The sequence below is a fragment of the Rickettsia endosymbiont of Lasioglossum villosulum genome (assembly GCF_964026455.1).
Classification (GTDB): domain Bacteria; phylum Pseudomonadota; class Alphaproteobacteria; order Rickettsiales; family Rickettsiaceae; genus Rickettsia.
The window spans coordinates 367,217-387,974 of record NZ_OZ032152.1 but is presented as its reverse complement, the minus strand read 5'-3'; the positions used below and the strand labels follow the sequence as shown (position 1 = coordinate 387,974).

Genomic DNA, 20,758 nt, shown 5'->3' with positions numbered 1-20,758 from the left:
AATCGTTCAAGAAAGATTTTAATTAACTACTTTAATTTCTAATTGATTATTACCATAAAATATGGTAATTTAATTTTTATTTGAAGTATTAAAAATAGGTAACAAGTAATGAAATATATTTTTTTATTAGTCATATTAATATCAATTCAAATTAAAGCATCTCCACATACAGAAAACCCAACTATAGAAAGTAATAACCTCAATGATTTTGTATTTGATGATAATGATTTTTTATGGGACGATACTGATCTTATAGATGATAGTATAATTGATGATTTAGTTTTACACTCTCTGTCATATTATCCTTCCTCTCAAAATATTAGAGGAAAGCTCCAATACCCACAATGAAGCAGATAATTTGCAAGATATACCAGATAATAATTCCGTTATAGCCTTAAATGATGAAGAATTAGAGTCAAATTATAACGAAATAATTGAATTGATCGAGCATAATTTTGATGCAGATAACAGTTTAAACGAAAATATAGATAATTTAGCTAAAAATGGAGTAGCTGATAATTATAATCTAAATGATGAAAGCAAAATAAATAGTAATACTGAAGAAAATTTTGAAAATAATTTAGTACATCATGCTAACAATAGCTTAACATCAACGAAAAATTCTACAACCACAGAATTTGCACCACGTAGAGTGGTTAATAATACCGATATTTTAATATCTAATATTGATAATAGATTAAATTCATTAACAAGAAATTTTGGAGCATTAGCCGCAGGAGATGAAGAGCAAATTTATGGATTTTATATTAATCCATTTATAGGCAAAGCAACTCAAAAAGAAACAAAAGAAATAAGTAGATATCATAGTACAAGTAGAGGCACAATAATAGGGCATGATGCACACTTAAACAATTCTTTGCAACTTGGAGCAAATTTTACTAGAGTAGAAACAAAATTTAATTTTCCAAAATATAAAACTACAGTTAGAAGTAATTACTACTCATTGTATGGACTATATATACCTTCAAACCAAAACATCTTTACAAGTATAATTGGAATATATGGAATTAGTGATATAATTAACTTTAATCAAAGAAAAAATACTCACAAAGCCTATACTAGTACTATACAAGTAATGCTTGGCTCTAACTATAAGTTATTTAGTACTACGCATATTAAGCCTATGTTAGGACTTAAATATAACAAAATTAGAGAAGCATCATATTTAGAAGATAATTTATCAATAGCAAGTGTTAAAGAGCAGACGATTGAAAGTATCTTAGGGGTAAAATTAGCAAATCCAAATACACTAAAATCAGTAATTATTACTCCTGAAATATATGCTTTTGCCCATAAAAATATTAAGTCAAAAATACCAAGTGCTCAAACAAATATTATAGATAATAGAATATTACCTATATATATTAGGAAACTACCTTTAAGTTTTAGTTATGGGGCAAAATTAAGCCTTAAAACAAAATCAATTGAGATAGGAATAAATTATAATGGAACTAAAGCAAATAAATTTATATCGCATTTAGGAAGTATAAACTTCAAAATTAATTTATAACTGCTATAAAAAAATGATAACTGGACAGCTTATATTTTAATTCATTCTTAGCTAAAAGTAGTATTGCGGCATGATTTCTATACCATTCCCGCAGAATCTGGGAGACAAATGAGTCATGCAACAATACCACAATAGGGTGACGGATCTACAACTTTAAAAAATAATTTCATTATTCCATAATTTTTCTAAAAATTGTTGCAGAGGTATTATATCTATTTCTTGCGTGTCCCAAGTTATTTTCCTTAGCCTTTCTTCTAAGCATACTATATAGCCTTTATGTACTTTATGCTCTTCCATAAAAGATTTAATACCTCGAAGCTCACTATTATGTACATTTTCTGAGATTTTTACTTCTATCGGTAAAATCTTATTACCACGAACTGTGCTAATTATAAAATCAACCTCTAGACCTGTTTTAGTACGCCAATAATTTATACGATAATCAAGATCATTTAAACCTATATAAGCTTTTAACTCGGTAAATATATAATGTTCTAAGGCTTTTCCTGCTTCTTGCCCTTTTGTATTATCAAATTGATGCTGGGTAATATTATTTGCAACCCCAACATCAAAAAAATAAAATTTTGGCACAGATGATATAATTTCTCTGCTAACTTTTTTGCTATATGGATAAAGTAAATATCCTACTAAAGTATCAACAAGTATTTGATAATATTCCTTAACTGTTTTTGCATCTATGCTACAATCACGTGCTATATTAGAATAGTTTAATAACTCACCATGAGAAAAAGCAATACTATCCATAAATCTACCGAAAGCTGCTATGTTTCGTACTAACCCTTCGACTCTGATTTCATTTGTTAAATAATCTTCTACATATGCTTTTAACAATTTACGAGGGTTATTACTGATAAAATGTGATGGAATTAAGCCATTATTGAATATCTTGAGTAAATTAAAATCTTTTTTTATCTCTGGATATACTAATAGATAAAAATTATATTTTATCGCTCTGCCTCCCAATAAATTTGTACCGGCAATTCTTAATTTTCTTGTACTTGAACCACATAAAATAAAATAACAATCCGTATTCTCTATAAGCCAATGTATTTCATCAAGCAATACAGGTACTTTTTGGATTTCATCTATTATAATAGGTAAAGCGAGTTTATCTTTTTCAAGCCCTAAAATTTCTTCTCGGAAGTCTGAAGACTTTTTTAAATATTTCAGCTGTAAATCTGTTTTTAATAAATCGTAATATATAGAGTTTGGATATAATTCTTTTAGATAAGTAGATTTACCTGTTTTTCTTGCCCCCCATAAAAAAGCTGTCTGTTTTTTATCCAAGCTTAATTTTAAACATCTATTATACATTTTTCCTTACTATTTAGGAATTAAGTCCATATTTTAAATTCCATAATATTACTTTTTAAAACCAATATTGTAATCTTTGTAAAAGCTAAAATGTAACTTTTCTTTCAAGCTTTATTAAATTATGTGTTACTCAAAAGCAACTTATCAATCAATTGATTTTCTAAATTGAATTTATATTTTTGATACATTTTAAATTTACTATATTATTTATATATTAACTTTTCTTGTTATATTTTTTAAAAAACAAATTATTATAAAGGAATTAATATGTATCATATTGAAGAGGGAATTGAATTAATTTCTCAAAAATTTCTTGCTTTATGGAAATATGAATTGTTTCCTATTGCTAATAACCAGATCACAGTAAGTAATATCTGTATTTTCATACTACTTTTACTATTTGGTATTAAATATTCAGAACGCTTATCTAAATCTGTTAATAACTTTGTAAGTCATAGATTTAATGGTAACAACACTAGCACAAGTATTATAAGTAAACTAATTACATATTCTATACGTATTTTATATATAATTATTGCTATGTCTCTAGCTAATATCCCTATGGGAAGCTTAGCCATTTTAGGCGGAGCATTAGCATTCGGTTTAGGATTCGGTACGCAAACATTAATTACTAATTTTATTAGTGGAATTATTATAATGATCGAGCAACCGATTAAAGAAGGGGATATAATTGAAATAAAAGGTGTAATCGGAAAAGTAAAAACAATAGGTATTAGATGTATTATTTTACAAACTACTACCAATCATTCTATCCTTATTCCTAGTAGTGAAATTATTTTAAATAATGTAACAAATTGGACCCTAGACAATAATATAGTAAAATATCAGGTAGAAATAACATTCCCGAGTAGCGAAACTAAATTAAATCCTGAAAGTTTGATGGATAAACTTAAAACATCAATAGGCAAATTAGATTTTATAATTCCTAATGAAGAAGCGAATGTATTTTTAACAAAAGTAGATAATAACGGCTTAACTTTCTATATTAGATTCAATATTGACATTAAGAAAAACTCTGATTTTGAATATATTAAAAATAATTTAAATATTGCTTTATATTCACAACTTAAAAATTATAATATTGTTTTAAATCACTTAGATTGTACAAAAATATAATAGAAAAGTAATCATCTGTTGTTTAAAAGGTTAAATATTAAGGCATATAGTAAATTAAACAAAGCCGTTAACTTGATGTTCCCATAGCTCCTTAAATTTACCTTTTTCTATGGAAAGCAGTTCCGTAAAATTACCACTTTCAACGATATCACCTTTATCCATAACTATAATTCTATCCATATGTTTGATGGTGGATAGTCTATGAGCTATAGCAAGTATAGTTACATTATCAATATCGAGCATTGCGTTAATGGATTTCTGTATTTCCTGCTCGGTATGGCTATCAAGGCTTGAGGTTGCTTCATCTAAAATTAAGATCGGGGCATTCTTAAGAATAGCCCTAGCAATCGCTATACGTTGCCTCTGCCCGCCGCTTAGCTTTACGCCCCTCTCACCGACAATAGTGTTATACTTCTCCGGCAAGTTTTCTATAAATTCATGAATATTTGCAGCTTTTGCAGCATTTTCTATTTCGACCTGCGTAGCATTTTCTTTGGCATAACCGATATTCTCACCTATAGAGCGATGGAATAGCATAATATCTTGTGGAATTAACGATATTTGTGATCGCAAACTATCAGAGGAACTATCATAAATACTTTGCTTATCGATAATAATATCGCCGCTTGAGGCTTTAAAATTCTTCAACAACAACGCAATCAAAGTAGATTTACCACCGCCTGAATGCCCGACAATACCAACTTTCTCGCCGGCTTTAATATGCAAATTAAGATTTTTAAATACATTACTATCTTCTTTATAGGCGAAAGATATTTCTTTAAATATTATTTCACCTTTGGAAATTTTTATTTCAGCTGCATTTTCTTTATCTATTGTATCTTGCGGTGCTTGTATAATTGTAAAGGCGGAACGGAAAGCTGCAATTTTCTCTAAAAAGCTTTTAAGCTCCATAGTTGTATGCCATGAATTTTCAGCAACTAAAAAAGTTAGCGACATAATAAAAGCTATATCACCAATGCTAATCTCTCCTAAATTACGCAAGTAAATTACATATATAAATATTCCTATTAAATATACCCAATATACTAAAGATAATATTACACAGATAATAAGATCATATTTAAAATATCTGATTGTCAAAGGGTTATGCACTTTGCAATAATAATCTTGTACTTTATTTAACTCACGCTTTTTTGCTGCAAATGAAAAAACAGTAAAAATATTTGTTATGCAAGCGGCTACTATACCAAATAAATTATACCAAGAATCTTGCTTATCTTGTTCCATTTTAGCAAGCTTGGTAAAAAATTGTAATGCAAGCGGTAAATAAACAGCAGTAAAAGCGATGACAGCGATAAATATTTTAAGATTAGTATTAGCAAGAGTGATACTAGATAATATAGTAATTAATAATGGCTTACTTAATTTATATTCGATTGCTTCATGTATTTTATAATAATTATCACCTATGCCACGTACTTTCCCTACTATAGAACCGGAAAGATTATCCTGAAAATAACTATATGGTAAATTGAAACAATGATTACATATTTTATCCATCATATCTTGAAAAACATAAGGCATCGTTTTAAGCTGAGCAAAATTATGAGCTCGCCAAGCTCCATCAAGTAGAGCTTGTGCCGCTATAAAAACCATTATTGGTTTATAGCTTTGAGCAAATGTAATTTTCTCGTTTTGCGTAAATAAATCTAATACCAGCTTTACAGCATAATTATATATGATAGGATAAACACCGCTTGCAATCGGTGCAATCATCATAATAAGATAGAAATATTTATATGGCTTTATAATCGACCATAAAAAAGGGATGGGTTTAGGTGAGTGGTTCATAAAAAAATTGAAAAACTTGAAGAAATATTATATTTTACAATCTTTAATTCTACAATATTATTATGAATTTTATTTAGGTTCTTATATCTTTAAAAAGTGCTGAGGGAGCATTTTTAATAAACTCTTTAACTAGTTGTGATTTATATAATAAGCCTGTTTTTTGCTTTATACTATTTAAATGATGTTCTACAGTTCTAGGAGATAAATTTAAAATACTTCCTATTTCTTTCATACTATTTCCTAAAGATAAATAATATATACACTCCGTTTCTCTATAAGATAATTTGCTATATTTTCCTGTTTTTACTTCGGCATTCAATGAAAATTGTTTTGATTGCTGCAAAATTAATTCTTTTTGATCTAATATATTAAAATTAAGTTTCTGTTTAAAATAAGCTAGTTTTGTCTTATCAGTAGTATCTATAAGATCTTTTGCTTTAACATCAAAATAATCTATACCATATTCTAGTAATTGAGTGTTATTTAAGTAAAAATTCATAGCTTGAATAGTACTACCTTCCATACTAAACATATAACATTCTATAAATTCTGAGTTAATTAGCTTATATATACCGAGCATATTTTTCCAAATATTGAAATCATACATAAGATTCATAATTGGATCTTTTCTTTTATCGTAATGTTCTATTTCAGTTGGAAAAAATACATAGTTATATTTCGTATTAATTGTTTTATTAATTACTGTAGTACCCGTAAATCCTTGATTTTTTATTATAGAAAAATAGGCTTGCATAAACTCAGTTGTAATATTTGATATAAGCGGTAAATAAGAACCATCCTTAAAAATTTTTATATATCCAAAAAAGGGAACTCCAAGGCTTATTAAATGATCATATATAGTTTTTAATCTCTTTGAGTAGATAAGTAATATTGATAAGCAAGAGCATTGATTTCAGCTAAACTAGACATAATTATACAATCAATAAAATATTCTGTACTAAAAATAAATATGAAATAAATGATATCAATTATAAATTTAAAAACCATCCGTAATTTTTACTGATATCTTTTTAACATATAATTCAACTATTGTTAATAAAGTTAGATGAAAAATAATTATTATTTTTATTTTTTTAGTTACTAATATATTATGTCTTAAAGTAATTTATGCTCTTACTGAGAGACACCAAACAAAAATAAGGAAAATACTTTAATGAACATGATCAAAGCAAAAATAAAAATTTTAAAAATTGATGATATGAACTTAAAAAATATATCTGAGCAGATAGACAAAACACAGAAACTAAATGATATATTAAATAAATTGAATGAAGAAGAAAATTTTGATGATGACATATGGATGGATTTTCCTTTTAGAAAGGCAAATTAACTTTACTAGTTGATTTATTGCAATATTTAACGGGTTATTTCAATTTACGTAAGTAATTTATAAGATTTTTAATAGTACCCGACAGTTATTAAAAAAGAACCTGTCATTGCGAGGAAATTACGAAGTAATTGTACGTACGCAATCCAGTAAAATGCATAGCATTTTTTATTATTTTTTCTGGATTGCTAAGAAATAACTAAACTAATTCATAAGCTTTTTTAGCTAGTTTCAGAAATTAATTTATTTTCTATCCCATCTTCAAGATTCCAGCAAATGGCTAAAATAAGCTGGACGAAATAGCAATTTCTAACTTCTTGTAGATTAAATCTAAAATAATTTGCTACAAATTCTGTATCTTTCTCTATATCTATAATAAATGCCCATATTTCATTTATAGGATATCCAATCACTCCTTTAGGGTCAATTGCCACCCACTGCTTTCCATTTTGTAGTATATTGTCATGATGTAAATCACCATGAAGTAAAGTTTGAGGTTCGGTACGCTCAAGTAGCTTATCTCTCAAAATTTTTGCTCTTTGTAAATAGGTATATTGCTAATAAATGAAGAGTTGGAAAAATAAAGAAATAAATTAAATTCGTATTCTAGATGGGAACCGCTTTCCATCTAGAATACTTATTATTATAATCTTCTTTCAAAAGGAGTATGAAATACTACTTTTGAAAGAAAAGAAGTATATTCTTTTAAGGAAACACCTAGCACTGCTCTTTCAAGCAATAATGCATTATGTTTTTGAGCTAGAATAGCTACAGCACCAAAATTTCTAAAAGCTTTTAAGGCTTCTGCTTCTTTCAATAGTTCAGTGTTATCAAAGCTTATTTTTAATATAATAGGTGTATTATTTTGATAGCCTGAAAGAACATAGTTAAAAGATAAATTATTTATAGATTTAAGTTCCGTTAAATTCCAATCTATAGCTAGCTCTGTTACAATCTTAGGCAATTTTTCAAGCCAAGCTTTTCCTTGCTCTTTATATATACTGATTATATTATTTTTAGTTGGCTAGAAGAGCCTCATATAAAAGAATTTTGGATAATAGTAAAGAGCATAAAGAAGATATTATAAATTTTATTAATGGTAGGAAACAATATTATTTTTATGGAACAACTTATTATTGGATTGGCTTTATAGATAATAAACCGCTTTGTTTTATTTTATCGGATATTCTTGAAAAAGATCAAAATTTGTCAGATATTCAAAAAAAATATCTATCTAAATCAGGTCATACTATAACTCTTGATTTTGGTATAGGTAATAAAAACTTTTTATGTAAAGGGTTAGCTGGCAATACTCTAGAAGCTTTTATAAAATTTTATCATAAATCTATTGAGCCATTAAGCGATACTTTTTTTATCGATCCTGATGAAAATAACCCACGGGCTATACATGTTTATAATAAAGCCGGTTTCAAGCAAGTTGGAAAATATGAAGCACAAAGCGGTGCATTTAAAGGTAGTACAAATTATTTAATGGTAAAAAATATTAATTTATAATGTTTTTGAGTATATTCCTTTTAATAAAAAATGAAGCTAATAATATAAATAATAAACAGTAAAAATAAAAGGGATATATAAATAAGAAAATGGAATAGAAATTAAAAATTTAGATAATTTATTCTTTTAATAGTTGCTTAAGCTAAATTATATTATATATTATTAGTTGTATAAAACATAATTGTATTATTAGAAAATAAACATATGAATATTAACCCTTTATTAATAGAAAAACTTGCAGCTGAAGCATTTTGGTACTTTACATACAAATATGGAATAAAAAATACAGGTTTTCCTACTTCTGTGCATAGTATTCCCTCGTTAATGTGGTCTAAGGAGATCGCTAAAAAGAAATTAATGCAGCTAGGCATCACTGAAGAAAAAACAGTAGAACTGATTTATTATTTGGTTGCAGAGAATATTGCAGTTCACGGTCAAGAAGAAAGAAATATTATTGGCTTAGTATACGTTGAAGATTTTGAGGAATGTAAAGAAAAAGATTTTCCTTACACAAATTTTATTGAGCAATTAGCTTTTGATAGTGATGAAAAGTGTGATTACAACATTAATATAAAAGGAACTTTTTCTTATAACGGTACATTACTTTTAAGAACTCCTTTTCCTGCAGGAATACTACTTAAAGAAGATCCTATAAAATCAAATTTAAAATTATTAATTCAAAATACAACTACTGCTTTAGGGTTTGAAAAAACAATAATTATGTTGCCTGGTAATATAACTATTTTACCCGATAATCCTTACGGCTATAAAGTATTTGCTTCAGGTATATTTCATATTCCTACCAAAGGACCTATTAGTACTATTTGGAAAAAAATTATTCCGAATAGTACTTGCATTCTTGAACAAATAGATTTTAATGATAGCAACGGTAACGAAAATTCCATTATAATTAATAATAAAAAAAGTGGGGTATTTTTTAGATAAAAAATACGGCATTACTGACTAAGTATAGAGAAGTATAGAAAGAAGTGTTAAAGTTAAAGAAAAAGGGTTTTAAAATGGAAGGAAAATGTAAGAGCTGCGGGTCAGCAGAGAGAGTAAAAACGGTTATGTAAAAAGGAAGCAAAGATATAAATATAAGAGTTGCGGGAAGAGTTATAGAGAAGGAGATTTAAGAGAAAGATATAGTACAGAACAAAAACTCAGAGTAATTAAATGGTATCTGGAAAGAGCTGGTATAATGTCAATAGAGAGAATGGAGAATGTGCCAAATCCATTAATAATAAAATGGATACGTAAATTTTCAAAAATATTGCGTCAACGTTTAAATGAGATAGAGATACCTGAAGATGTAAAGAAAATAGAGATAATAGAATTAGACGAGTTATTTTCGTATTGTCAAAAAAAACTAACAAAGTCTATGTATGGCTTGCTGTTGATAGAGTCCGAAATCAAGTTGTTGACTTTGAAGTGAGTAAAGGACGAGATATTAGTTCATATTTACCTATGGCTTTAAGGCTCGAGGAGAATTATGAGATAGATATTTCATGCAGCGATCATTACGATGTTTATGGAGCATATAAGATAGCAAAACGGCATTATTTTACTAAAAAAGAAACTGCTTTAGTAGAGTCATTTAACTCTCTAATACGGAATTATCTTGCTAGATTCAATCGTAAAACTAAGCGATACAGTAAGGCTATTGATATGATCTATAACTCTATTCTTCTACTTTTTAATAAAAATTTATTACTATCAGTCGTTACTTAGCAATACCATTTTTCAAGCCAAGCTTTTCCTTGCTCTTTATATTTACTAATTATATTATTTTTAAATATATCCATACTAATATTATATTATGAAATTTTTTGAAAACCAAAATAATAATAAACCTAAATTATTTATCTTTTATTTAGGAGGAAAAATCGATAAATGCAATATAGAAATTCATGATGTAGTGTTTGTTATAGGACAATCTGATATTGAAATAGCAAATAAAGTTAAAGAAAAATGGATTGGCAACCCTAAATCTTTCCATATAGATTCTTGGTTTATGATAGAAAATATTGATGGATTTGAGATAGAAGTTAATCAAGGCAAAATAAAACCAACGCCTAATAGTTTATTTTTTGTCAATTTAGGTTATTACCTACAAGATAATTTTGGCGAAAGTCATTTTATGACTTTAACAGTAGCAAAATCTAGAGCAGAAGCAATAAAAGCAGCAAGGAATAAACTTTTTGCTAATCACCAAATGTTACATACAGATAATATATATGATATTGATGAATGCATAAAACTAGAACAGATTAGTAATTATTATATATCACTAAAATATACTGGTAATGCAAAACCAAACGTTATAAATAACGGATATCAGAAATTAAGTTATTAATCATAATTTTTATTTAAAATAAAATCTTCTAATTTAGGCGTATTTTTAGGATCGATTTCAAAGTCAGGAATATAAGGTATATTGTCGCCTCGATTGCGATTCCTATAAACCTTAATAGGAAAAGAAAAAACGCCTAGCTTACTTGGTAGCTCGACCGTTCTTAATTCCATATATAACCGATCTGCCTTTGTAGTCTTTCCTACAAGAATTACATTTTGAGTCATTATTTCTAACTCATCGATAAAATCAAGTGTGCTACTTACATTTTTCTCATCAATAATTATAATAATTTTTGCTTTAACCGGATTTAGTAAAGAAGTATTTAAGGGTAAAGATTTATCAAATAGTAACTCTCTATAATAAGGTTGCTTTTCTTGTAAATTTTTCTCTAAACCTTCAATAATATTTTTAAGACAAGGATTTTGATATCGTTTATATAAATTTTTAACATGATTTAAATTATTAAGGCTTACCCGCCAATCTACATAAACATTTTTATAAGCTAGATTTCTTTGTTGTGTAGCATAATTTTTCCCAAATAATTGGTTAATAAGTTCGCTACCATAATCAGAGTTTCCTCCTTGATTACCCCTTAAATCAAAAACTATTATATTCTTTTTTCTAAAGTTTTTAATTGCAGCAAGAAGTGAATTAAATTCTTGTTGTTGCGATTCAGTTAAATCAAAGTTAGGTAACTCTATCCAAACAATATTTTTAAGAAAATACTTAATTTGAAATGGTTTAAAATTATAAGGTATTATTTTTGGCATTTCATTATACCAATTAACGCTTAAATGAGTATCGTTAAAAGTGCTGATAAAAGCTTCTATAATTTGCTTAGGGTTTTGTTGAGATGTTTTATAAAAAGCTTTGTTTGCTTTTAGATAATTATGTTTAAGGTTTTCCTTAAATGTAGGGTCTTCTTTATTAAAAATACCAGGATGATTTTCTTGAATTTCGTTATAAATATATTTAAGATCGCTGTTTCTGTGATTATCATTCTGACAGCTAGTTAAAAAAATAATACTAAAAAATATATAAAGAAAAATCATATCTTATGTATCTACTCAGATAGAACTTGAAAAATTGGCTACGTCGTCTTATAAGATCGCAGGTAGCCACGTATTAAGTATACGCTTCGCTCAGAGGGCTTTAGACCGATTACTCTTTTCCAAGTTGATCTTCGTATACCCAACTCTTCATTTATTAGGAGTATATAATAAAATGATTGAATGTCCTAACGATGCTTTTTGTCGCTCATAGCTCATTTTATTATTTATAGCCTCTACTTTTTGTAATTGAACTTAATTTTTTGAGTATAAAAAGAAGATTTAACAAGAGGAATTAAAAAATTTGCATTGCAAGCTTGGCAGCGACTTACTCTCCCATGCCTTATGACATAGTACCATTAGCGCTATGAGGTTTCACGTTCGAGTTCGGGATGGGATCGTGTGTTTCACTCATGCTATAACCACCAAGCTAGCAATACAAACTTTTTAAATAGTAGATTTGTATTGGTTGCTGTTAGTGTTGTTGCATGGCTTAATTATCTTGTATCACAATTTGTATCCTGAGATCCCGTGGACAAGCCACGAGATGACATTATATTTTACTGGATCTCGTGGTCAAGCCACGGGATAACAATCATGCAACAACACTTTTATTAATTGATAAAGCTATTTTAACCTGATAACTTTGTGAGTTGATACTGACATATTATAGAATAAACACTATATACATGTGTAATCTCACAGCAAAGTAAATCAATCGAGCTATTAGTATCAGTTAGCTACACACATTACTGTGCTTCCACACCTGACCTATCAACGTGGTGGTCTTCCACGGCTCTAATGGGGAAGTCTAGTTTTGAGGTGGGTTTCCTGCTTAGATGCATTCAGCGGTTATCCCTTCCGTACTTAGCTACCCAGCTGTGCCGTTGGCACGACAACTGGTCCACCAGGGGTACGTCCACCTTGGTCCTCTCGTACTAAAGGCAGATCCTCTCAAACTTCCTACACCCACGGCAGATAGGGACCGAACTGTCTCACGACGTTCTAAACCCAGCTCACGTACCACTTTAATCGGCGAACAGCCGAACCCTTGGGACCTTCTCCAGCCCCAGGATGTGATGAGCCGACATCGAGGTGCCAAACGATTTCGTCGCTATGGACGCTTGGAAATCATCAGCCTGTTATCCCCGGAGTACCTTTTATTCGTTGAGCGATGGCCATTCCACTCGGGACCACCGGATCACTATGACCGACTTTCGTCTCTGCTCGTCTTGTCAGACTCGCAGTCAGGCTAGCTTATGCCATTGCACTCTAAAAGTTGATTTCCGACCAACCTGAGCTAACCATCGCGCGCCTCCGTTACTCTTTGGGAGGCGACCGCCCCAGTCAAACTACCCACCATGCATTGTCTCGGATCCTGATTCAAGGATCTCGGTTAGATGTCAAGAACCAAAAGGGTGGTATCTCAAGGATGACTCCACAAAGGCTGACGCCTCTGCTTCATAGTCTCCCACCTATCCTGCACATTTGATTCCTAACACCAGTGCAAAGCTATAGTAAAGGTTCACGGGGTCTTTCCGTCTGACCGCGGGAACTCCGCATCTTCACGGAGAATTCAATTTCGCTGAGTCGATACTGGAGACAGCGGGGAAATCGTTACGCCATTCGTGCGGGTCGGAACTTACCCGACAAGGAATTTCGCTACCTTAGGACCGTCATAGTTACGGCCGCCGTTCACTGGGACTTCAATTCAGAGCTTGCACCCCTCCTCTTAATCTTCCAGCACTGGGCAGGCGTCAGACCCTATACTTCGTCTATTGACTTTGCAGAGCCCTGTGTTTTTAATAAACAGTCGCTACCCCCTAGCTTGTGCCACCCACAAATGGTTGCCCATATGTAGGTCATCTTTCTTCCGAAGTTACAGATGCAATTTGCCTAGTTCCTTCAGCATCGTTTTCTCAAGCGCCTTGGTATACTCTACCTGTCCACCTGTGTCGGTTTCGGGTACGGTCTATAATGAAGGTGTTATTTCCTGGAAAATATTCGCTGCACAATCAATCCAATTAAGACTGTACAACTTACTACTTTCGTCACATCCTTCAGGTTCAGGAATATTAACCTGATTCCCATCGATTACGCCTTTCAGCCTCACCTTAGGGACCGACTAACCTTGCGCAGATTAACTTTACGCAAGAACCCTTGGACTTTCGGCGAGAATGTTTCTCGCATTCTTTATCGCTACTTATGTCAGCATTCTCACTTCCGATACCTCCAGCAAACCTTACGGTTCACCTTCACAGGCTTACGGAACGCTCCGCTACCACTCACACCAAATGTGTGAATCCGCATCTTCGGTACATGACTTGAGCCCCGTTACATTGTTGGCGCAAGAAAACTTATTTAGACTAGTGAGCTATTACGCTTTCTTTAAATGATGGCTGCTTCTAAGCCAACATCCTAGTTGTTTTGGTCTTCTCACATCCTTTAACACTTAGTCATGATTTAGGGACCTTAGATGGCGGTCTGGGCTTTTTCCCTCTCGACTATGGACCTTAGCACCCATAGTCTGTCTGCTATGCTATACTCATCGGCATTCGGAGTTTGATTGAGTTTGGTAAGTCTGTGGGACCCCCTAGCTCATTCAGTGCTCTACCTCCGATGGTAACCGCTATAACGCTCTACCTAAATAGATTTCGCGGAGAACCAGCTATATCCGAGTTTGATTGGTCTTTCACCCCTAACCACAGCTCATCCCCTACTTTTTCAACAGTAGTGGGTTCGGTCCTTCAGCGGATTTTACTCCGCTTTCAACCTGGCCATGGCTAGATCACTCGGTTTCGGGTCTAATTCATCTAACTATAGTCGCCCTATTCAGACTCGCTTTCGCTACGCCTACACCTAACGGCTTAAGCTTGCTAGATAAACTAAGTCGCTGACCCATTATACAAAAGGTACGCCGTCACAAGACATAAATGCTTGCTCCGACTGCTTGTAAGCATTTGGTTTCAGATACTATTTCACTCCCCTTGTCGGGGTACTTTTCACCTTTCCCTCACGGTACTTGTTCACTATCGGTCACTAGAGAGTACTTAGGCTTAGAGGGTGGTCCCCCTATGTTCAGACAGGATTTCACGTGTCCCGCCTTACTCAAGGACTTCAAACTTTTTACCTATACGGGACTATCACCCTCTACAGTCAACCTTTCCATGTTGTTTTAGTTATTTTTTTGAAGCCACTGGCCTGGTCCGCGTTCGCTCGTCACTACTAACGGAGTCTCGGTTGATGTCCTTTCCTCCAGCTACTTAGATATTTCAGTTCGCTGGGTTTGCCTCATATAGCTATGTATTCACTATACAATACCTAATAAATTAGGTGGGTTTCCCCATTCGGAAATTTTCGGATCAAAGCTTATTCGCAGCTCCCCGAAGCTTATCGCAGCGTATTACGTCCTTCATCGCCTTCTAATGCCAAGGCATCCACCAAATGCTCTTATTATATTTACTTACGCTTTATTACTTGAGATTACACGATGCATACAGAATTAATTTTACAATTTCTTCAGTATCTAACTCACGATATAAATTTTTATTATCGCGGTGTATTTAGTTTTTAGCTTTATCAACTTTTTAAACAGCTACAAAGTTTTGTGTTTCAAACCTTGTGTGATTGATTTTATATCCATAATTTCGAATGTTGTCAAACACTATTTTAAATAATTTTTAAATTTCTTTTTTACGATAAGAATAAAATATTATTTTAACTTCTTTTAAGAATCGACTTTTTTGGCTTTCCATTAGGACTTATTGCACTTTTTGGAACTTTTACATCTCTACCTGAATCTTCAAAAAAGAATCCATCTTTTTGTAAAATTTTATTCACTTTCTTCAATTCTCCTTGCCTATATTACTAAGCCTTTCTCTGTTTTAACAAACAATAACTTACCATTTTTTCGTAATACTATCTCTTCATCGGCTTCAAAATTTTTAGATATTTTTAAATTACCCTCCTTATCAAACTTGCCTAAAATATCTTTTTGTAAATCGGCAAATTCTGCAAAAGCGTATAATTTTAAATTTTGTTTTATCTGTTCAGGTTCAGTTATATATTCCCCAGCTTTATTAATAAAACCAGTTATCTCATATCTGAAATCTTTACCATGCAGAGTTTTTTTAACAAGAAACTGAGTTACAGTAAGTAATTTAGTTTCATTTTCTACCTCATCGTCAACTATATTAATTATTTTTCTCTTTATAGAATAGATATCGCTATTTTTATCGAGTTTTGGATCAAACTCTTTAATTTGTGGATTTTCATTAAATCGAACTGATTTTTTATTTTTAGTCATAATCACCTCTGTTAAAGATTTTTTAATAATAATCAAGAATAGCTTGATATTAAACTAATGTAAAATATTTACGCTGCTTCAAAAGAAAGTTGATAAACTAATCATTAGTTTAATTTATATTAATATTTATTATACTGAAATCTTAATTATTATAAACTTTTTGTTGACAAACTTTAGAACCATATTATATGGTAATGCACTAAAAGTTAATTTATAATTATTAAAGGAAATTATTTATGCATGGAAAATTAAATTTTGATAGTCATAACACAGATATTTTTAATTTAAATTTACAAGGTTTAATTACTCAATTAAAAAATATAAAAAAAGTAGAATTTGTTAAAACTAGTAAAGCAAATAATAGTTATATTGATATTATAAGATGTGCAATTGATCAAGCTATAACAGATAGTCACGACCCTGAAAATGAAGAAATAACAGCATTACTTCCTATTGCTATTAAAACAATTAAAAAGTTAGCTGACTCCCCTGAAAGAGTGAAAGAACTAAAACGTTTAGAGGCAACTGATTTAGATATCGCTTTTATTAAAGGTGATTTTGAAAGTGTAAAAAACCTGACCAGCAATAATATAGAAACAAACTTAGATTCATGAATTTTGCTATAAATCAAGATAATTTTAAGTATAACTTAACTCTTAAAATTAATGAAAAAGATATACCTCTTTATTCATTATTTAGTAATATATTTACCGAAATTACTAGTATAGATAAAAATAACTTAGCTTTTATTATACAAGATGATGGGGGGAAAACTTGGAATTATAATAGTTGTAATTATGAATATAATAATTTACGCCCTTTATTTGATCAATTAGTAACATATGGCACCGGTTCTAAATATCTTTTTTCAGACCAAATATCTGAAACACTTCAAAAAGAAGCAAAAAATATTAGAGACTAAAAACTAGATTTTGTTTTTGTAATGATTCATTCTCATGACTCAAAAGAAGAAGGAAAATTACAAAAAGTAATATCAGAATTTCCAGATGATTTAGCAAAGGAAACTGTATATCTTATTAGAAGTTGCTATTCAGGTCAATATCATAAAGCTTGGGAAGAAAGCAGCAAAAATGCTATTTTATTCATCACTGCTAGCGAAAACGAGTCTTCTTTAGTTACAAGTTTTAATTGTGAAAAATTTAGCGAATTTTTTGCAAATCAACAAGTAGATACTAAAACACTTGTAGAATTTCTTTCTAATTATGATGGATCTACGCCTCACATTAGTGGAAATTATGAAGGCAAGTTTATTCAGTATATGCCGGTAAAAGATTTTCATGAGCAATTAATCTCAAATAACCTTGAAGCCCCAATATTAGAAACCAACATAAATGATGATATTATAGGCTTAGGCGAAACTATATTTGATCACGTAGAATTATACTCATAATTTTATTTATAAGATAATAGTAATTTTTAAATTACTATTATCTTATTTTATTACCATTTACCTAAAAGCGGATTTGTAATATTTTTAGCAAATTTTCTTTTTATGTAAACACCTATTAAAAATGTTAACATAGTGGTTGGAACATAGCGGATAATCGTTGGTAAATATTTAATCAAGGTTTTATTAGGAATTAAATCTGCAAACTGATCACTTACACCATCTACTAGATTTCTACTTTTATCCCTTAACATATTTATTGTACGATATCTATTTTTGTATTTTAGATAACATCTGATAGCTTCAATAATAATAGAAATTACTATAGATGCTATACCGATATTCATAAGAGAACAGAATTTTACCGCATCCGCAACATAAAGATAATTAGCAGCAATTATTAAAGCTAAACCTAGAACATTGAAAAAATATACAAACGGCTTACCGTAAGATTTTTTTTCCTGCTCCATGCTACTTTTTAATAACTCAAATATTAGAGATTTTAACATTGAACTACCTATTTCATAAGAATAGCGAGTAACACACCTGCACCAAAAGCGTAGGCGAGATTCCGCAAAGGGTGGTCACGTGTCGACTCACATAAATCAGCTACATTAGCTTTACCTTTTTCTATTCCTTTATGTTTGTAATGATCCATAACAGATGATAAATTATCTAGCTGCTCGTCTAGGATGTCACCAGATTTACCTTTTAAATTATGTAACCTTGAAACTAGGCTCTCTATATCTTTTTTGATTCCTTCGATATCTTCTTTAGCAGAACCAACTTTTAAGTCTTTCATAATTTACTCCTTTATTAATTTATGTTTTATTAAGCAAATTATTTTGCTTATAGTTAGATGATACACCTCTAAAATCTTCTTTACAATAGCTTAATTACATTATTTTTATTTAACCAAATTGCTTTTTCTATTCTTTCTTCATAGCTTTATATTTCTCATTTTCTTCCGCTTCTTGCCATTTTTTAAAAAATATCTCAGCACTTATGGCTTTTTCAGGATCACCTGTTCCTTTTTCTAACTGCTCGTAATCATGCTCAGCATCATATTTTTTACCCCCCTTATAATTAGTGTAACGTCTGCTTCTGGTAAAACCCATTTGTAAATATTTACGAGCCATATCTGCCCCCACAAAATCATCATCATTTAAATACTCCAAAAACATATCATATATTTTTTCACTACTTTCTTTAGCAATTTCAGGGGTTTTAAACTTCCAGAAAGGTAATATTTCATTTTTATAAGGCTGACAAATAAGCACGCCTTGCTCACCTTTCTCTACTCTATATTTTTCAGGCTCCTTGCGATAATCAATATCGTTTTTCCATCTATAATTTTTATTGTCGAAATTTAAATAACTTGGCTTCTGCATAAAAAATGATATTTATATTTATTATTTATTTTAATTATTTTGTTAGATGTTAGCAAACCTAATAAAAAAGTTACTACCTTTAGTTCCTACTCTACCAGGAATATATTTAATGTATAATTCTGATAAGGAAATTATTTATATAGGTAAAGCTAAAAATTTAAAAAAACGTTTAAACTATTATAGTAAAAATAATTTGCGTGGCAGAATAGCTAGAATGGTGCGTCAAGTTTATTTAGTTGAATATAAAGTTACTACTTCAGAAAGCGAAGCTTTTTTGCTGGAAACACAATTAATTAGGCAACATCAACCACGTTTTAATATATTACTTAGACGAGATAAATCAGCTAGCTATATAAAGCTACGATCAGACCATGACTTCCCTACATTAGTAAAATGTTATGTAGATAATTCAACAGGAAATAAATTGTTTGGACCTTTCACCTCTGGACATCAAATCGACTTGATCATTACAGAGTTACAAAAAATCTTTAAGCTACGAACTTGTAGCGATAGCGATTTTGCCTTTAGAAAACGTCCGTGTTTAGAATATGAAATTGGCAAATGCTTTGCTCCTTGCACAGGTAATATTTCTAAAGAAGATTATGCCGAATTGATAGAACAGATTAACGATTTTTTATCAAGCAATATAGAAAAATTACTAGGAAAATTAGCTCTTAAAATGCAGACTCTAAGCGATGATTCTCATTTTGAAAAAGCAGCTTTGATTAGAGATAGAATTAATCTTATAAAATTATCTAAATTACGTATCGGAAAACAATATGAAAGGATAATAGATGCTAATGTGCTTATTATTACTGAAGAAAATGATAGATTTTATATTAAGGTTACACTTTACAGGGGAGGACAGAAATGGGGGGAGCAAAACTATTCCCCCATTTATAGCAGAACAAGCACTAAATTAAAAGTTTTAGAGTCTTTTATTGGGCAGTTTTATCAAACAAGAAAACCTGCTAAAGAAATAATAATTAACGTACCGATACAAAATTCTGAATCAATTATTAGTTTTCTTAAAAAACTATATAATATAAAAACTAAATTTATAATTCCAAAAAGAGGAAGCAAAGCCCAGATATTGAGGGATTTACTTACTACCGAATGAAGAAACAATTTTGTTAATTAAGGATTCGATATTAATTGCCGATTGAGTATATTTTATTTCCTCATTAGGTGTTAAATCATCATTATCGTTTCCTGGTACGATTGCAATATATTTACCTCCGAGTAAACCACTAGTAACTACTTGAGCTTTTGAGTCTTTAGGTATTTTAACATTCTCATTGACATTTAAATATACAGTAGCAAAATAGCTGGTTGGATCTAAAAAAATCTTTTTAACATTACCGATTTTTATACCTGAAATCATCACGTCACTTCCGACTGATATCCCTTCCGCACTTTGAAAGCTGGCAGTGAGCTGATAGCCTTTGGCATTAGTCATAGAACTGCCAGTTTTATAAGCAAAAATTAAGAATAGGAAAGCAATAATTAATACTGCAAAACCAATAATTGTTTCAATAATATTTTGTTTCATTGTTTTTTATACCAAATA

22 protein-coding genes, 2 rRNA genes and 1 pseudogene are annotated in these 20,758 nt (G+C 30.4%); 12 read left to right on the top strand and 13 right to left on the bottom strand.

Features of this window, described 5'->3' with window-relative positions:
- The first annotated feature begins 108 nt into the window (after positions 1–108).
- Both AAGD49_RS01890 and AAGD49_RS01885 read left to right on the top strand, forming a co-directional pair.
- Positions 109–348, top strand: a complete 240-nt coding sequence (locus tag AAGD49_RS01890) for a hypothetical protein (RefSeq protein WP_341788912.1) — start codon at positions 109–111, stop codon at positions 346–348.
- Between the two features lie 10 nt (positions 349–358).
- On the top strand, positions 359–1,531 hold the full coding sequence (locus AAGD49_RS01885; protein ID WP_341788911.1) for an autotransporter outer membrane beta-barrel domain-containing protein: 1,173 nt from the start codon (positions 359–361) through the stop codon (positions 1,529–1,531).
- A 153-nt stretch (positions 1,532–1,684) separates the two neighbouring features.
- Here AAGD49_RS01885 and AAGD49_RS01880 read toward each other — a convergent pair whose 3' ends face one another.
- Positions 1,685–2,866, bottom strand: coding sequence for an ATP-binding protein (locus AAGD49_RS01880; RefSeq protein ID WP_341788910.1), 1,182 nt, complete (start codon positions 2,864–2,866; stop codon positions 1,685–1,687).
- 267 nt (positions 2,867–3,133) lie between these two features.
- Here AAGD49_RS01880 and AAGD49_RS01875 point away from each other — a divergent pair, with 267 nt between their 5' ends.
- Complete coding sequence (locus AAGD49_RS01875) at positions 3,134–4,003, top strand: mechanosensitive ion channel family protein (protein WP_341788909.1); 870 nt, start codon at positions 3,134–3,136, stop codon at positions 4,001–4,003.
- A 54-nt stretch (positions 4,004–4,057) separates the two neighbouring features.
- On the opposite strand, the gene AAGD49_RS01870 is transcribed toward AAGD49_RS01875, so the two are convergent.
- Together AAGD49_RS01870 and AAGD49_RS01865 are read right to left on the bottom strand one after the other, a co-directional pair.
- Entirely contained in the window at positions 4,058–5,815 is a 1,758-nt protein-coding gene (locus tag AAGD49_RS01870) for an ABC transporter ATP-binding protein (protein WP_341788908.1), read from the bottom strand.
- Positions 5,816–5,888: 73 nt separating this feature from the next.
- Complete coding sequence (locus AAGD49_RS01865) at positions 5,889–6,569, bottom strand: helix-turn-helix transcriptional regulator (RefSeq protein WP_341788907.1); 681 nt, start codon at positions 6,567–6,569, stop codon at positions 5,889–5,891.
- Positions 6,570–6,989: 420 nt separating this feature from the next.
- On the opposite strand from AAGD49_RS01865, the gene AAGD49_RS01860 reads away from it, so the two are divergent.
- Entirely contained in the window at positions 6,990–7,166 is a 177-nt protein-coding gene (locus AAGD49_RS01860) for a hypothetical protein (RefSeq protein WP_341788906.1), read from the top strand.
- A gap of 218 nt (positions 7,167–7,384) precedes the next feature.
- On the opposite strand, the gene AAGD49_RS01855 is transcribed toward AAGD49_RS01860, so the two are convergent.
- Together AAGD49_RS01855 and AAGD49_RS01850 are read right to left on the bottom strand one after the other, a co-directional pair.
- Entirely contained in the window at positions 7,385–7,690 is a 306-nt protein-coding gene (locus tag AAGD49_RS01855; protein ID WP_341788905.1) for an aminoglycoside phosphotransferase family protein, read from the bottom strand.
- Positions 7,691–7,806: 116 nt separating this feature from the next.
- Positions 7,807–8,127 carry a hypothetical protein gene (locus AAGD49_RS01850; RefSeq protein ID WP_341788904.1) on the bottom strand — a complete coding sequence of 107 codons (321 nt, stop codon included), beginning with the start codon at positions 8,125–8,127 and terminating at the stop codon, positions 7,807–7,809.
- An 86-nt stretch (positions 8,128–8,213) separates the two neighbouring features.
- Between AAGD49_RS01850 and AAGD49_RS01845 the strand changes: the two genes are divergently transcribed.
- From AAGD49_RS01845 to AAGD49_RS01830, 4 genes are all read left to right on the top strand, one after another.
- Positions 8,214–8,678, top strand: coding sequence for a GNAT family protein (locus AAGD49_RS01845; RefSeq protein ID WP_341788903.1), 465 nt, complete (start codon positions 8,214–8,216; stop codon positions 8,676–8,678).
- 204 nt (positions 8,679–8,882) lie between these two features.
- Entirely contained in the window at positions 8,883–9,623 is a 741-nt protein-coding gene (locus tag AAGD49_RS01840) for a hypothetical protein (RefSeq protein WP_341788902.1), read from the top strand.
- 411 nt (positions 9,624–10,034) lie between these two features.
- On the top strand, positions 10,035–10,409 hold the full coding sequence (locus AAGD49_RS01835; protein WP_341788901.1) for an IS1 family transposase: 375 nt from the start codon (positions 10,035–10,037) through the stop codon (positions 10,407–10,409).
- 88 nt (positions 10,410–10,497) lie between these two features.
- The gene (locus AAGD49_RS01830; protein WP_341788900.1) at positions 10,498–11,034 is read left to right on the top strand and encodes a DUF1543 domain-containing protein; all 537 of its coding nucleotides are present in this window, start codon (positions 10,498–10,500) and stop codon (positions 11,032–11,034) included.
- Here AAGD49_RS01830 and AAGD49_RS01825 read toward each other — a convergent pair.
- The 4 genes and pseudogenes from AAGD49_RS01825 to AAGD49_RS01810 all read right to left on the bottom strand — a co-directional run bounded on the left by AAGD49_RS01825 (position 11,031) and on the right by AAGD49_RS01810 (position 16,206).
- A complete protein-coding gene (locus tag AAGD49_RS01825) occupies positions 11,031–12,086 on the bottom strand; it encodes a S41 family peptidase (protein WP_341788899.1) in 1,056 nt (351 codons plus the stop codon). The genes AAGD49_RS01830 and AAGD49_RS01825 overlap by 4 nt on opposite strands.
- A gap of 312 nt (positions 12,087–12,398) precedes the next feature.
- Positions 12,399–12,513: ribosomal RNA gene (rrf, locus tag AAGD49_RS01820) — 5S ribosomal RNA — on the bottom strand.
- A gap of 275 nt (positions 12,514–12,788) precedes the next feature.
- Positions 12,789–15,548: ribosomal RNA gene (locus tag AAGD49_RS01815) — 23S ribosomal RNA — on the bottom strand.
- A gap of 252 nt (positions 15,549–15,800) precedes the next feature.
- Positions 15,801–16,206, bottom strand: a pseudogene (locus AAGD49_RS01810) (hypothetical protein).
- Positions 16,207–16,625: 419 nt separating this feature from the next.
- On the opposite strand from AAGD49_RS01810, the gene AAGD49_RS01805 reads away from it, so the two are divergent.
- From AAGD49_RS01805 to AAGD49_RS01795, 3 genes are read left to right on the top strand one after another with little or no spacing between them, the layout of a single operon-like run.
- Positions 16,626–17,003, top strand: a complete 378-nt coding sequence (locus AAGD49_RS01805; RefSeq protein WP_341788898.1) for a hypothetical protein — start codon at positions 16,626–16,628, stop codon at positions 17,001–17,003.
- Positions 17,000–17,311, top strand: a complete 312-nt coding sequence (locus tag AAGD49_RS01800) for a hypothetical protein (RefSeq protein ID WP_341788897.1) — start codon at positions 17,000–17,002, stop codon at positions 17,309–17,311. Before AAGD49_RS01805 ends, AAGD49_RS01800 begins: the two co-directional genes overlap by 4 nt.
- A gap of 21 nt (positions 17,312–17,332) precedes the next feature.
- Positions 17,333–17,800, top strand: a complete 468-nt coding sequence (locus AAGD49_RS01795; protein ID WP_341788896.1) for a hypothetical protein — start codon at positions 17,333–17,335, stop codon at positions 17,798–17,800.
- 50 nt (positions 17,801–17,850) lie between these two features.
- Here AAGD49_RS01795 and AAGD49_RS01790 read toward each other — a convergent pair whose 3' ends face one another.
- The 3 genes from AAGD49_RS01790 to AAGD49_RS01780 form a co-directional block, all read right to left on the bottom strand.
- Complete coding sequence (locus AAGD49_RS01790; RefSeq protein WP_341788895.1) at positions 17,851–18,306, bottom strand: hypothetical protein; 456 nt, start codon at positions 18,304–18,306, stop codon at positions 17,851–17,853.
- Positions 18,307–18,314: 8 nt separating this feature from the next.
- Entirely contained in the window at positions 18,315–18,599 is a 285-nt protein-coding gene (locus AAGD49_RS01785) for a hypothetical protein (protein WP_011477061.1), read from the bottom strand.
- A 127-nt stretch (positions 18,600–18,726) separates the two neighbouring features.
- The gene (locus tag AAGD49_RS01780; RefSeq protein WP_341788894.1) at positions 18,727–19,188 is read right to left on the bottom strand and encodes a DUF4385 domain-containing protein; all 462 of its coding nucleotides are present in this window, start codon (positions 19,186–19,188) and stop codon (positions 18,727–18,729) included.
- Positions 19,189–19,234: 46 nt separating this feature from the next.
- On the opposite strand from AAGD49_RS01780, the gene AAGD49_RS01775 reads away from it, so the two are divergent.
- Positions 19,235–20,308: a GIY-YIG nuclease family protein gene (locus AAGD49_RS01775; protein WP_341788893.1), complete on the top strand. Its 1,074-nt coding sequence runs from the start codon at positions 19,235–19,237 to the stop codon at positions 20,306–20,308.
- On the opposite strand, the gene mlaD is transcribed toward AAGD49_RS01775, so the two are convergent.
- On the bottom strand, positions 20,291–20,740 hold the full coding sequence (gene mlaD / locus AAGD49_RS01770; RefSeq protein WP_341788892.1) for an outer membrane lipid asymmetry maintenance protein MlaD: 450 nt from the start codon (positions 20,738–20,740) through the stop codon (positions 20,291–20,293). The genes AAGD49_RS01775 and mlaD overlap by 18 nt on opposite strands.
- Between the last annotated feature and the right edge of the window lie 18 nt (positions 20,741–20,758).